Genomic DNA, 13,552 nt, shown 5'->3' with positions numbered 1-13,552 from the left:
AACGGCGCCGTATGTGAGTGGCGCCGGACTGACGTGGCGCCGGAGTAAGTGGCACCGGAGGGGCGAGCCGGATTCCGCCCCGCCCCTCCGGGCCGTCGGTCAGCCGGTCTGCAGGGTCGCGTCGTCGACGACGAAGCTGCTCTGCAGGCTGGAGTCCTCGGTGGCGGTGAAGGTCAGGGTGATCCGCTGTCCGAGGTAGGGGGTCAGGTCCAGGGTCCGCTGGGTGTAGCCGCTCGATGCCGCGGTGTTGGAGAGGGTCGCCAAGGTGGTGCTGCCCACCTTGACCTTGAAGGTGTCGTAGGCGACCCGGTCGGTCTCATCGGTGTCGATGTGCAGCCAGTAGGTCAAGGTCGCCTTGCCGCATCCGGCGGGCACGGTCACCGACTGGTTGAGAGTGTCGGTGGCGGCGGAGCCGTAGCCGCCGAGCCAGGCGAACCTGCTGCCGCTGTGGGCGGACTGGCCCGAGTGGGCGCCGATCGCCCCGGTGTCGCCCGTCCAGGGAGAGGTGCCGTTCTCGAATCCGCCGTTGGCGAGGAGTTGTTGGGCGGTGCAGCCTCCGGCGCCCTTGATCGTCAGGGTGTACGGCGTGCTGTGGGTGACGGACCCGGTGCCGGTGACGGTGAGGGTGTAGGTGCCGGGCGGCGCGCTCGATGTCGTGGCGAGGGTCATGGTGGAGCTGCCGCCGGAGGTCACCGAGGCGGGGCTGAAGGAGACGGTCACACCGGCCGGAGCGCCCGCGGCCGACAGGGCCACGGTCTGCGGAGACCCGCTGGTGGTGGCCGTGGAGAGGGTGCTGGTGGCCGAGCCGCCGGGGTCCACGCTGCCGGTGGCGGGGGCGGCGGTCAGGGAGAAGTCGTTCGCCGGGGTGGTGTCGGCGACGGCGAGCTTCCACAGGGTGGCGGCAATGCCGTCGACGCTGTGGTTCAGTCCGGTGGTGTTGATGTTGCTGGTGGTGTCGCAGGACTGGTGGTAGCAGGAGTCGTAGGCGCGGTTTGCGGTGCCGCCCCACTTGGCCGCCTGCGCGGAGGTCTTCCGGGCACCGGCCCCCATCGCATATCCGGAGGTGGGGATGCCCGCCTGCTCGAAGGAGTAGTCGTCGGAGCGGCCCGCGCCCTCGGTGTTCTCCTCGGGCTGGAGGCCCAGGGAGTCCCAGTACGCCTTCATCGGCTGGGCGGCCGCCGAGGTCAGGTGGTTGATGAAGTAGCCGCCGTTGAGCGAGGCGATCATGTCGAAGTTGTAGTACGCCTTGATCTTCGACCGCTCGGTGGAGGAGAGGGAGTTGACGTAGAAGTCGGAGCCGTTGAGGCCCTGTTCCTCGTCGGTCCACCAGGCGAACCGGGCACGGGCCGCCATGGCGGGGTGCAGCTGGGCCAGGGTGAGTGCCGTCTCCAGCAGCGCGGCCGAGCCGGAGCCGTTGTCGTTGATGCCCGGCCCCGCCCCGACGCTGTCGAGGTGGGAGCCGAACATGTACACCTTGGTGGCGTCGCCCTGCGGCCATTCGGCGATCAGGTTGGGCCCGGCCCCGGTGGCGCAGCCGGAGGTGCAGGGCTGCTCGGTGACGGTGTAACCGGCCGCCTGGAGCTTGGCCTTGGCGTAGGCGACCGAGTCGCGGTAACCCTGGCCGCTGGATTTTCGGGTGCCGCCGTTGCGGGTGGCGATGGCGTTCAGTTCGGTCAGGTGCGCCTGGACCTTGGCCACATCGATGTCGGGGGCGTCGGCGGCCCCGGTGCGGGCGGAGGCCGGGCCGTGGTGCGCGGCCCGGTCGCCGGCCGATATCGCCGTGACGGGCGGATGGAGCGGCTTGCCGGCCTGCGAGGCGGCCGCGGCGGTGGGGGCGAGGGGCAGCACGGCGGCTTGGAGGGTGGCGGCGAGGGAGACGCCGGCCACCGCGAGTCTTCGTAACACCATGGCTCCTTGAGGGGGTAGGGAGTGCTACCGACGGAGGTTCTGGTGGAGCGCCGGGCCGTGGCGGCGTCTCGTCCGGCCGGCCTCGGCCCCGTGGGGCGGCGTCAGCACGGGGCGAGAACGGCATGTCCATGACCCAGGCCGCCGTACCATCACACCGCGGCACCCACCGCGTCAACGGATGTTCCGGCGCAGCGCCGTGTTTGTCGAAAAACGGCAGGTGACGCCCGATAACCGGGCACTTGGCCGGGTCCGCGGCCGGTTTCGGACGCTCCGGGCACGCCCCTGGCACGTCCCGGGCACGACGAACCCCCGCCCTGCGCGGGGCAGAACGGGGGCGGTCGACGGCGTGCGGCACGGGCACGGGGCCGTCCGGTGCCTACAGGAAGCTGACGTTCTGGGCGAGGGCGAGCCGGCTGGAGTAGTTGATGGTGTTGGTGGCGGAGCGCATGTAGGCGCGCCAGGCGTCGGAACCGGACTCCCGGCCGCCGCCGGTCTCCTTCTCCCCGCCGAAGGCCCCGCCGATCTCGGCGCCGGAGGTGCCGATGTTGACATTGGCGATGCCGCAGTCGGAGCCCTCCGCGGACAGGAAGAGCTCGGCCTCCTGCTGATCGCGGGTGAAGATGCTGGACGACAGGCCCTGCGGGACGTCGTTGTGCAGCGCGATGGCCTCCTCCAGGGTGTCGTAGGTCTGCACGTACAGGATGGGGGCGAAGGTCTCCTCGCGGACGACGTCGGTCTGAGCGTCGACGCGGACGAGGACCGGCTCGGCGTAACCGGCCCGGGGCGCGGCGTCGGCGAGGCGCCGGTTGCCGCCCGCGAGGATCTTGCCGCCCTCGGCCTGGGCCCGGGTGAGGGCGTCCTGCATGGTCTCCAGGGCGGTGGTGGAGATCAGCGGTCCGACGAGGGTGGTCTCGTCGAACGGGTCGCCGATGGGGAGCTTCCGGTAGGCGGCGGTCAGCCGGGCGATGAGGGTGTCGGCGATGTCCCGGTGGACGATCAGACGGCGCAGGGTGGTGCAGCGCTGGCCCGCGGTGCCGGCGGCGGCGAAGACGATGCCCTGCACGGCGAGGTCGAGGTCGGCGGAGGGCGCGACCACGGCCGCGTTGTTGCCGCCGAGTTCGAGCAGGCTGCGCCCGAAGCGGGCGGCGACGCGCGGGCCGACCTCGCGGCCCATACGGGTCGAGCCGGTGGCGCTGATCAGCGCGATACGGGGGTCGTCGACGAGCTTTTCGCCGGTGGTGCGGTCGCCCAGCAGCAGGCGGTGCACGTCGCGCGGGGCGCCGACCTCCTCGGCGGCCTGTGTCAGCAGCCGGTCGCAGGCCAGGGAGATCAGCGGGGTGAGCTCCGAGGGCTTCCAGATCACGGTGTCACCGCAGGCCAGCGCGACGGCGGTGTTCCATGACCACACCGCGGCGGGGAAGTTGAACGCGGAGATGACGCCGACCACGCCCAGGGGGTGCCAGGTCTCGGCGAGCCGGTGGCCGGGGCGCTCGGAGGCGATGGTGCGTCCGTAGAGCTGGCGGGACAGGCCGACGGCGAAGTCGCAGATGTCGATCATTTCCTGGACCTCGCCGAGCGCCTCGGAGCGGATCTTGCCCGCCTCGATGGTGATCAGGTCGGCCAGCTCGCCCTTGTGGTCGCGCAGCAACTCGCCCAGGCGGCGGACGAGTTCACCGCGGCGGGGCGCGGGGGTGGTGCGCCAGGTGAGGAACGCCTCGCGGGTGGCGGCGATGGCCTCCTCGGTGTCGGCGGCGGTGGCCGCGCGCAGGCCGAAGAGGTCGTCACCGGTGATGGGGCTGCGGGCCGAGAAGTCGTCGCCCTCCGGGACGGTGACGCCGAGGGCGGCGAGGCTGTCGCGGGCACGGGTGCGCAGGTCCTCGGTGGTGGGGAGGATGGTGCTGGTCATGATGCTCCTCTGGGGTGTTGAGGGGTGTCGAAGGGGGCTGAGCGCCGCGGGCGGCGGGCCGGGGGTCAGACGGGCGTGCCGTCGAGTCCGAGTTCCCGGGCGGCCCGCGCGAGGGAGCGGTTCTGCTGCTCCTCGTAGAGGTCGAACGGGTCCAGGACGTCGCGGCCGAGGACGCCGGAGAGCCAGGCGCTGTCGTAGGCGGCACCCTGCTGGTCGCTGTTCCTGGAGCCCTCGTCGCTGAGGTTGGACTGGAAGATGCCGGCCGCCGAGCGCGGCAGGAAGTCCTCGTAGACCAGCGGTTCGGCCCGGAGCCAGCCCTGTTCCAGCAGGTCACCGAGCCCGGCGGGCGGGCGGCTGCCGTCACGCGGCCGGTCCGGCGCGAGGTGGTAGGTGAAGTGCGCCAGGCCCCCCGCGGCCAGCCCCTGCTCGGTGCCGGGCAGTTCCTCCGCCCACAGGCGGCGGGCGAGTTCGGCCCGGTCGGCAGGGGGCAGACCGGCGGCCCGGTCGTCGACGCGGGCGAGCAGCCGGTCGTAGCGGGCCCGGCCCTCGCGGCTGAGGGCGATACCGCGGGCTTCGACCTCACCGAAGCGCACCCGCAGGGATCCGCTGATCACGCTGCCGTCCGGGGTGCGCATCGCGCGGGGCTCGGCGAGGGCCCGGAAGGAGGTCTGGCGCAGCAGGACGTCGGGGCCCTGCCAGCGGGGTGGCCCCTGGATGGTGTCGATCATCTCGATGCCGCGCTCGGTCATCCGCCGGTAGAGCTCGTCGATGTCCAGGACGCGGGGGGTGAGGTGGTTGATGTGGGTGCTGCCCACGCCGCCGATGTCCGCGGCGACGGCGGAGATCCGTTCCAGGGTGGCGTACCACGCCTGGTCGACGGGCTCGGGGGACAGTTCGAAGGCCTGGACGGCGAGGTGCAGGAACCGTTCGGCGTCCGCTTCGGGCAACTCCCCGGCGCTTTCGGCGCGGTCGGCGAGGGCGAGCAGTTCCGGGGGGAAGAGCCGGCGGGCGGCGAGGAAGTTCTCCAGGCGGGCGCGCAGGTCGGGGTCGAAGAACCGGGGGTCGGCGGGGGTGAGCAGGGAGGTGAAGACGCGGAAGGGATTACGGGCCAGTTCCCCGGCGTCGACGGGGCGGAACGCGGTCGACACGACGGGGATCGCGCTGGCGGCGGCCTCCCGCAGATCGTAGAAACCGACCGGGTACATCCCCAGGGCGCCGAAAATGCGGGCGACCTGGCGCATTTCCTCCGGCGAGCCGACGCGGATGGCGCCGTGCCGCTCCGCGGTCACCCGGCCGATGGACCCCAGGCGCTCGGCGTCGGCGCCCCGTGCCCGCAGCACGTCCTCGTTGACCTCGCGGGAGACGTCCACGAGCGTGGTGTAGGCGGGCACCTCCCGCCCGTACATGTCCGAGAGCCGCTGGGCGAACGCGGCGCGCAGTTGCCACTGGCTGATCATCGGCAGGTCGTCCTTCCGTCGGGGCGATTCACACCACGTGGATTTCGGGGCGGATCTCGGCACCGGCCGTGAAGCGGTCGGCGCTGAAGGGGGTGACGTCGACGAACGGTGTGCGCTCCAGGCAGAGGTCGCGCACGATCTCGCCGACGGCGGGGGCCTGCAGGAAGCCGTGGCCGGAGAACCCGGTGGCGTACAGGAAGTTGTGCGGCGCGCCGGCCCGTCCGATCAGGGCGTTGTGGTCCGGGGTGACCTCGTACAGTCCGGCCCAGCCGCCGGTGGTCTCCATCCCGGCGAGGGCGGGGGCCCTGCGCCGTGCGGCGGCACGGAAGAGGTCGAGCCAGTCCGGGGTCCAGGTGGTGTCGAAGCCCTGGTCCTGTCCGGGGTCGGCGAGGCCGAACAGCAGGCCGTCGTCGCTGTTGTGGAAGTAGGCGGTCGAGGCGAAGTCGATGGTGAAGGGGATACGCGGGGCGGGCGGCGCGAGCGGCGCGGTGAAGGCGAGCTGGCGGCGCACCGGGCGTACCGGGAGGTGGACGCCCGCCATCTCACCGAGCCGTGCGGACCAGGCGCCCGCGGTGCAGATGACCGTGGAGCAGGAGATCCGGCCGTGATCGGTGTGGACGGCCGTGACCCGGTCACCGGCGGTGTCGAGGCCGGTGACGGTGGTGTGCGTGGCGAACGTGACGCCCGCGCCCGCGGCGGCGCGCGCATAGCCCCGGACGGCGAGTCGGGGACGGGCGTGGCCGTCGGTCGGGGAGTAGGCGGCGGCCACCAGCCCGTCGGTGCTGACGTAGGGACACAGCCGCTGTGCCTCGTGGGGGCCGATCATGCGGCTGGGGACGCCGAGGCCGTTCTGGAGGCGGACGGCGGTCTCGAAGTCCGCGGCCTGCTGGTCGCTGGTGAGCAGGAAGAGATAGCCGACGCTGTCCAGCCGGATGTCCGCGCCGGGACGCTGTCCGAAGTCCTGCCAGGCGCGCAGACTCCTGCTGCCCAGGGCGATGTTGAGCGGGTCGGAGAACTGCGCCCGCACTCCGCCGATCGGCTTGCCCGAGCTGCCGCCGGCCAGCTCGCCGCGCTCGATGACGACGATGTCGGACACCCCGGCCTCGGCCAGGTGGAACGCGATGCTGGTGCCTATCACACCGCCGCCGACGATCACGACGTCGGCGGTCGGCGGCACGGTGCGGGAGGTGGATGACATGGACAAGAGGCCGATCCCTTCCGGAGGCCGGCGCCTGCGCCGGGGGCGTCCGTCCGGCGCAGGCGGGGCTGTCAGTGCATGGCGAGAAGAGCTGATCAGCTAGCTGCCCGTCATCGTGCAGCACTCCAACCTTTGACGTCTACGAACAGTTAGTACGTCCGATCTATTAGGATCTCTATATGGACTGGACGAGTGCCCAGCTGCGGTCCCTGGTGGAGTTGACCAGGCGTGGAACGATCACCGCGGCGGCCCAGGCCCTTGGATACACGCCCGGCGGCGTCTCCCAGCAGATCGCCGCGCTGGAGAAGGCCGCGGGCACGGAGCTGCTGCGGCGGGTCGGGCGGCGGGTGGAGCTGACCGATGCCGGCCGCACGCTGGCGTGTCACGCCGAGCGGATCCTGTCGACGGAGGCGGAAGCCGTCGAGGCTCTGGAGCGCACCCGGCACGAGGTCTCCGGGGTGCTGCACGTCGGGCTGTTCGCCACGGCAGCCGCCGAGATCCTGCCGCCGGCACTGCAGGAGGTGCGCCAGGTCCATCCCCGGCTCGCGGTGCACAGCCGCGACATGGAGGTGGACGAGGTGCACGACGCGGTCGCCTCCGGAGCGGTGGACCTGGCGCTCGGTCTCGATTACCCGGATGTGCCCCTTCCGCGGGAGCCCGCCCTGCAGGTGCGGCAGCTGTACCGCGAGCGGTTCTCGCTGGCGGTACCTGCCGGGTCGATGGACGGCCGGGAGGTGATCGGCCTGGCCGATACGCAGGACCTGGGGTGGATCCTGCCGTCGGCCGACAGCTACTACGGCCGCGCGGTGCGCACGGCTTGCCGGCGCGCAGGCGTCGAACCCCGGGTCCAGCACGAGGTCACCGACACCGCGGCCACGCTGGCGCTGGTCGAGGCGGGGATCGGGGTGAGCACGGTGACGGATCTGATGCTCGGCCTGCGCGCCTCCCGCCTCGATGTCGTACGGCTGCGGGAGAAGGTCGAGCGGCACATCGTGGTGCTGTTCCGCTCCTCCGTCGAGCACCGGCCCACGGTGGCGGCGCTGGTCGACGTCCTGCGGTCGGTGTCCGGTGCCCGGCACGGCACCCCGGCCCGCCGCGCCTCGTAACAGCGCCCCGTAGGACAGCGCCTCGTAGGACAGCGCCCCGGCCGCCGTCGCACCGCGACGCCGCACCGTCAACAGGCGTGCTCCGGGGTCGGGTTGGCGCGTACCGCAACAAGGTGCCCGGGGCACGAGAATCCGGGCCGCTCGCCCTGCGGAGCGCCTTCCCCAGTTCCGCTTGCCCTCAGCCACGCAAGTTGTCGCGCTGGGGTCCCTGTTGCCGGGGCGGATCCTGGGTGAAGGTTTCAGGCCAGTGGTGACCCCCGCCATGACGGCGGCCCGTCGTGCCGCCGTTGCCTGACAGGGAGCGAGCGATGTCCCCCCATCACACCCCGAAATCTCCCCTTCGCGCCTTGCTGGGCCAAGGCCCCCAGGGAATCTTCCGGCGAACTCTTCCCCATGAACAGCCCAGCGGTGAGCGCATGGTGCGCACGCTCGGCCTCACCCAGCTGACGATGATCGGCATCGGCGCCATCATCGGGGCCGGGATCTTCAGCCTGGCCGCGGCCGTCGCCCGGGACGTCGCCGGCCCCGCCGTCCTGATCTCGTTCCTGGTGGCCGGGGCCGCCTCGCTCTGTGCGGCCTTCGCCTATGCCGAGTTCGCCGGGATGGTGCCAAAGGCAGGCTCGTCCTACACCTACTGCGCCGCGGTCCTGGGGGAGATCGTCGGCTGGATCGTGGGCTGGGACCTGCTCCTGGAGTACACCGCCATCGTCGCCGTCGTGGCGATCGGGATGTCGGGCTACCTGGGATTTCTGCTGCAGGCGGTCGGTATCCATCTGCCGGTCTGGGCCCTGGGCGCCCCCGGCACCGGCGCCGGCCACCGGGTGGACCTGCTCGCGATGGCGATCTGCCTCGGCGTGGCCTGGCTGCTGACCCGCGGCACCCGCACCTCGGCCCGGGTGGAGACGGTGCTGACCCTCATCAAGATCGGCATCGTGCTGCTGGTGATCGTGGTGGGCTTCACCAAGGTCAAGACCGGCAACCTGCATCCCTTCGCGCCGTTCGGCTTCGGCGGGGCCTTCACCGGGGCCGCCACGGTCTTCTTCGCCGTGTTCGGCTATGACGCGCTGAGTACGGCCGCGGAGGAGTCGGTGGAGGCGCGGCGCAAGCTGCCGAAGGCGATGATGCTGTCGTTGGCGGTATCCATGGTGCTGTACGTGCTGGTCTGCATCGTGCTCACCGGGATGCAGCGCTACAGCGACCTCAATCCGAACAGCGGGATTTCCAGTGCGTTCCAGAGCGTGGGGCTGAGCGGGCTGGCCAATGTGATCGCCGTCGGCGCGGTCATCGGCATCGTCACCGTGACCTTCTCCTTCATGATGGGTGCCTCCCGCCTGTGGTACGCGCTCAGCCGTGACGGGCTGATGCCCGCCTGGTTCGGTGCCATCCACCCCCGGCGCAAGGTGCCGCACCGCGCCACCTGGCTGATCGGTGGGGTGTCCGCGGTGCTGGCGGGGCTGCTGCCCATCAACGCGGTCGCGGAACTCACCAATATCGGGGTGCTGCTGGCCTTCGTGGTGGTCTCCGCTTCCGTGCTGGTCCTGCGCTACCGCAAGCCGCACCTCAAGCGCGGTTTCCGCTGTCCGGGCATGCCGGTGGTGCCCGTCCTGGGGATGGTCTTCTCCATCTGGCTGATGTCGTTCCTGCAGTGGGAGACCTGGGTGCGGCTCGGCGGCTGGCTGGTCGTCGGCCTGGTCATCTACGCCACGTACGGCTACCGCCGCACCCGCAGGGTCATGCCGGGAGGCTCGGTGGATCTCGACGCCCTCGACCGGATGTCCGACTCCGACGCATCCGAGCCCGCACCCCTCCGGTGACGGCCGGCCGTGCACGCGGGTGCTCCACCGCTCCCCCGCCCCCGGAGCGGCGGAGCCGGCCCGCGTGCCGGCCGGTCACTCCTCGCACGCGGGGTGCACATACGGCTCGCCCTCGGGCACCGCACGGCGCAGACAGCTGATCACCGCGGGGAGCAGCGGGTTGCTGTTCTCGCCGCGGTGCAGCGCCATCACCGTGCGGTGTGCGGAGCGCTGGGTGACCCGGGTCGCTTCGATCCCGTCGCCGGGAAGGTGGCCGAGCGCCGGGACCACGGCCACGCCGAGTCCCGCGGACACCAGCTCCCGCACCACGGCGTAGTTGTTGCTGCGGAAGGCGACGGCGGCCTCGAACCCCGCGGCCGCACAGAGACGGACGAAGGACCGGGCCCCGGCGGTGTCCTCCCGGCTGGTGATCCAGCGGGCCCCGGCCAGCTGGGACAGCTGGCCGCCCAGGCCGCTGTCACGGGCCCTGAGCAGCACCAGGTCCTCGCGCAGCAGTTGATGGCGGGTCAGGCCGTCGGGCCACTGGCGGGGGCTGAGCCCGTACTCGTAGACGAGCGCGACATCGAGATCGCCGTGGCTCAGCGCGGTGACGAGCTCTTCGGGCTCGCCCTCCTCCAGCTGGATCCGGGCCCGCGGATGGCTTTCGACGAGCGCGGACAGGGCGGCGGGCACCAGCCGCACATCGGCCGTGGGAAAGCTGCCCAGCCGCAGCCGGCCGGTGGCGCCGGTGGCGAGCTCCTGGACGTGGTGGTCCAGGTCCTCCATGGCCGCCAGCACATGGGTACTGAGATCGACCAGGCGGTGGGCCGCGGCCGTGGGACGGATCCCGTGCGCCTCCCGCTCGAAGAGCACCAGGCCGGTCTCCTTCTCCAGCGCGGAGATCTGCTGCGAGATGGCGGAGGCGGTGTAACCGAGGTCGCGGGCCGCGAGGGCGAACGAGGCGCTGCGGACGACGGCCTTGAGGGTGAGCAGATGCAGTGGCTTCAGCAACGCGGGCTCCCAACGACGCGGGAGGCGAGCATAAGCATCCACCGCCCTCGAACGCGAGCCTCAGCATTCCTTACCCTCAAGCATGGATTCTTTCGTCCTCCTGGCCCTTGTTCCCGGGCCCGGGCGCCCCACATCGTGGACGGGACCAGGCGGAGCACGACCGGTGAGCACGAAGGAGCGAGCAGGGTGACCTCGACAGCCCAGGGCGTCGGCAGCCTCGACGCGGCAGCGGTGGCCGAAGCCCTCGACCACGGGGACTGCGGCAAGGTCGCCGGCGATGCCGGTCACCGGGCACAGTACGCGTCCGACGCCTCGAACTACCGCCAGATCCCGCTCGCCGTGGTCTTCCCCCGCGAGCGGCAGCACGTCCTCAACGCCCTGCGGGTGTGCCGTCGCCTGGGGGTGCCGGTCACCGCACGCGGCGCGGGCACCAGCACCTCCGGGCAGGCCGTCGGGCCCGGGGTGGTGCTCGACTTCTCCCGCTACTTCAACCGGCTGACGGCGCTGGATCCGCACGCCCTGACCGCGACCGTGCAGCCCGGCATCGTCCTGGACGACCTGCAGAGCGCCGCCGCCGAGCACGGCCTGGTGTTCGGCGCCGATCCCTCCACCCACAGCCGCTGCACCCTGGGCGGCATGATCGGCAACAACGCGTGCGGCTCGCACTCGCTCGCCTGGGGACGCACCGCGGACAACATCATCGAACTCGAAGTGGTCACCTACCGCGGCACGGTGGTCCGGCTCGGCGAGATGACCCGGGAGGAGATCGACGCGGCGGTGGCCGCGGGAGACGACCGCGGAGAGCTGATCGCCGCCCTGCACCGGCTCGCCCAGGGCAACCTGGCGACGCTCCGCACCGAACTGGGGCAGTTCCCCCGGCAGGTGTCGGGCTATGCGCTGGAACAGTTGCTGCCCGAGCGGCGCTGCCACCTCGCCAGGGCCCTGGTCGGCAGCGAGGGCACCCTCGCCGTCGTCCTCTCGGCGACCGTCCGCCTCATCTCGCCTCCCCCCGCACGGGCCCTGGTCGTCCTCGGTTTCTCGGACGCCGGCGCCGCGGCCGATGCGGTCCCCGCACTGCTCCGGCACCAGCCGCTGGCCCTGGAAGGACTCGACCGCGGGCTGACCGACATCGTCACCCGGCCCGCGACCAGAACCACCATCGACACCCTGCCCACCGCCCGGGCCTGGCTGTTCGCGGAACTCGGCGGCACCGCGGACACCCTGTCCCGGCAGGCCCAAGCGCTGGCCGGGACCGCGCACGGGGCCGCCGGCTTCACCGGCAGTGAGATCGTCACCGATCCCGCCCGCGCCCGCAGCCTGTGGCGCATCCGCGAGGACGGTGCGGGCCTGGCCACCCGGCTGCCCCCGGCGGCCGGGACCGAAGGCGGGGCCGAGGCCTGGCCCGGATGGGAGGACGCGGCCGTCCCGCCCGAGCAACTGGGCTCCTACCTGCGCGAGTTCACCGCCCTGCTGCAGCGCCACGAGCTCCAGGGCGCCGTCTACGGCCACTTCGGCGAGGGCTGTCTGCACGTCCGCATCAACTTCGACTTCACCACCGAGCAGGGCACCGCCGTCTTCCGCGCCTTCCTCGCCGACGCCGCCCACCTGGTCGCCGCACACGGTGGCTCGCTGTCCGGGGAACACGGCGACGGCCAGGCTCGCTCGGCGCTCCTGCCCCTGATGTACGGCCCCGAGGTCATCGCCCTGTTCGAGGAGTTCAAGAACATCTGGGACCCGGACAACGGCCTCAACCCCGGCATGATCGTGCGGCCGCTGCCCGTCGACGGCAACCTGCGCGTCAGCCCGCACCGCACTCCCCTGCCCCTGGCCACGGTCTTCCCCTTCCACTCCGACGACGGCGACTTCACCAAGGCCACCCGCCGCTGCGTCGGCGTCGGCAAGTGCCGCTCCACCGCCCACCGCGGCGACGTGATGTGTCCCAGTTACCGGGTCACGCGGGACGAGAAGGACTCCACCCGCGGCCGCGCCAGGCTCCTGTACGAGATGACCCAGGGTGAAGTGATCACCGACGGCTGGCGTTCCACCGAGGTCCGCGACGCCCTGGATCTGTGCCTGTCGTGCAAGGGGTGCAGCGCCGACTGCCCCGTCGGCGTCGACATGGCCACCTACAAGTCGGAATTCCTCCACCACCACTACAAGGGCCGCCTGCGACCCGCCTCGCACTACACCATGGGCTGGCTGCCCCTGCTCGCCCGGGCCGCCGCCCGGATCCCCGGCCCGGTCAACGCGCTCACCTCCTCCCGACTGGCCCCGGCCCTCAAACGGCTGGGCGGCATCGCCCCGCAGCGGGACCTCCCCCGCTTCGCCGCGCAGACCTTCCTGACGTGGTTTTGCCACCGCACCCCCGGAGGCGACGGCCGGCGCGGCCCCGTGCTGCTGTGGGTCGACTCCTTCAACAACCACTTCAGCCCCGAAGTCCTCCGAGCCGGCGTGGCCGTGCTCGAAGACGCGGGCTACCGGGTGCAGGTCCCTGAGGGCACCCAGTGCTGCGGGCTCACCTGGATCACCACCGGGCAGCTCGGCACCGCCCGCCGAATCGCCCGGCGGACGGTCGCCGCGCTGGCTCCCGCGGTCCGCGCCGGCATACCCGTCGTCGGACTGGAGCCGAGCTGCACCGCGGCCCTCAAGAGCGACCTTCCCGAACTCCTCGACGGCGACGAAGGAGCCCGCGCACTCTCCCGGGCCACCCGCACCCTCGCCGAACTCCTCGTCCACCACACGCCCGGCTGGCAGCCCCCGCGGATCGAGGCCCGCTCACTCAGCCAGACCCACTGCCACCAGCACGCCACCTCCGGCTTCGGCGCCGACAGCACGCTGCTGGCCCGTATGGGCATCGACAACACCACACTCGATTCCGGCTGTTGCGGTCTCGCCGGCAACTTCGGTTTCGAGCGCGGCCACTACGACGTCTCGGTCGCCGCGGGCGAACAGGTGCTGCTCCCCGCGGTGCGCTCGGCCGCTGCCGGCACCCGGATCCTGGCCGACGGCTTCAGCTGCCGCACCCAGATCGCCCAGCAGACCCCCCGCAGCGGCACCCATCTCGCCGAACTGATCGCCCAGGCCCTGTCCCCGTCCGACACCTCCTCCTGACGCACACTCCCCCGCATCCCCCTTCCGTCCTTCCGTCCTTCCGTCCTGCCTACCGACAAGGA

At 72.0% G+C, this 13,552-nt stretch carries 8 protein-coding genes; 3 read left to right on the top strand and 5 right to left on the bottom strand.

Going from position 1 to position 13,552, the window contains the following annotated elements:
* Window positions 1-99 precede the first annotated feature (99 nt).
* The 4 genes from ABZ851_RS13885 to ABZ851_RS13870 form a co-directional block, all read right to left on the bottom strand.
* Window positions 100-1,908, bottom strand: coding sequence for a M28 family peptidase (locus ABZ851_RS13885; protein ID WP_361125934.1), 1,809 nt, complete (start codon window positions 1,906-1,908; stop codon window positions 100-102).
* Between the two features lie 376 nt (window positions 1,909-2,284).
* Complete coding sequence (locus ABZ851_RS13880; RefSeq protein WP_361125931.1) at window positions 2,285-3,814, bottom strand: aldehyde dehydrogenase family protein; 1,530 nt, start codon at window positions 3,812-3,814, stop codon at window positions 2,285-2,287.
* A 65-nt stretch (window positions 3,815-3,879) separates the two neighbouring features.
* Window positions 3,880-5,271: a VOC family protein gene (locus ABZ851_RS13875; protein WP_361125928.1), complete on the bottom strand. Its 1,392-nt coding sequence runs from the start codon at window positions 5,269-5,271 to the stop codon at window positions 3,880-3,882.
* Between the two features lie 28 nt (window positions 5,272-5,299).
* Window positions 5,300-6,469 (bottom strand): FAD-binding oxidoreductase, encoded by a 1,170-nt coding sequence (locus ABZ851_RS13870; protein ID WP_361125925.1) that lies wholly within the window; start codon window positions 6,467-6,469, stop codon window positions 5,300-5,302.
* A 179-nt stretch (window positions 6,470-6,648) separates the two neighbouring features.
* Here ABZ851_RS13870 and ABZ851_RS13865 point away from each other — a divergent pair, with 179 nt between their 5' ends.
* Together ABZ851_RS13865 and ABZ851_RS13860 are read left to right on the top strand one after the other, a co-directional pair.
* The gene (locus ABZ851_RS13865) at window positions 6,649-7,575 is read left to right on the top strand and encodes a LysR substrate-binding domain-containing protein (protein WP_361125923.1); all 927 of its coding nucleotides are present in this window, start codon (window positions 6,649-6,651) and stop codon (window positions 7,573-7,575) included.
* 416 nt (window positions 7,576-7,991) lie between these two features.
* The gene (locus tag ABZ851_RS13860; protein WP_361125920.1) at window positions 7,992-9,389 is read left to right on the top strand and encodes an amino acid permease; all 1,398 of its coding nucleotides are present in this window, start codon (window positions 7,992-7,994) and stop codon (window positions 9,387-9,389) included.
* Between the two features lie 75 nt (window positions 9,390-9,464).
* On the opposite strand, the gene ABZ851_RS13855 is transcribed toward ABZ851_RS13860, so the two are convergent.
* Entirely contained in the window at window positions 9,465-10,379 is a 915-nt protein-coding gene (locus ABZ851_RS13855; RefSeq protein WP_361125917.1) for a LysR substrate-binding domain-containing protein, read from the bottom strand.
* A 186-nt stretch (window positions 10,380-10,565) separates the two neighbouring features.
* Between ABZ851_RS13855 and ABZ851_RS13850 the strand changes: the two genes are divergently transcribed.
* Window positions 10,566-13,490, top strand: a complete 2,925-nt coding sequence (locus ABZ851_RS13850; RefSeq protein WP_361125915.1) for an FAD-binding and (Fe-S)-binding domain-containing protein — start codon at window positions 10,566-10,568, stop codon at window positions 13,488-13,490.
* Window positions 13,491-13,552: the final 62 nt, after the last annotated feature.

The organism is Streptomyces sp. NPDC047049, assembly GCF_040643995.1.
GTDB classification, from domain to species: Bacteria; Actinomycetota; Actinomycetes; order Streptomycetales; family Streptomycetaceae; genus Streptomyces; species Streptomyces mooreae.
The sequence above is the reverse complement of the archived record's forward strand: the minus strand, read 5'-3'. Positions and strand labels throughout refer to the sequence as shown.

What these genes read in the sequence shown, in the direction of transcription:
- ABZ851_RS13870 (WP_361125925.1), bottom strand. Translation starts at nt 6,469, where the DNA reads ATGTCATCCACCTCCCGCACCGTGCCGCCGACCGCCGACGTCGTGATC.
- ABZ851_RS13865 (WP_361125923.1), top strand. Translation starts at nt 6,649, where the DNA reads ATGGACTGGACGAGTGCCCAGCTGCGGTCCCTGGTGGAGTTGACCAGG.
- ABZ851_RS13875 (WP_361125928.1), bottom strand. Translation starts at nt 5,271, where the DNA reads ATGATCAGCCAGTGGCAACTGCGCGCCGCGTTCGCCCAGCGGCTCTCG.
- ABZ851_RS13885 (WP_361125934.1), bottom strand. Translation starts at nt 1,908, where the DNA reads ATGGTGTTACGAAGACTCGCGGTGGCCGGCGTCTCCCTCGCCGCCACC.
- ABZ851_RS13880 (WP_361125931.1), bottom strand. Translation starts at nt 3,814, where the DNA reads ATGACCAGCACCATCCTCCCCACCACCGAGGACCTGCGCACCCGTGCC.
- ABZ851_RS13860 (WP_361125920.1), top strand. Translation starts at nt 7,992, where the DNA reads ATGGTGCGCACGCTCGGCCTCACCCAGCTGACGATGATCGGCATCGGC.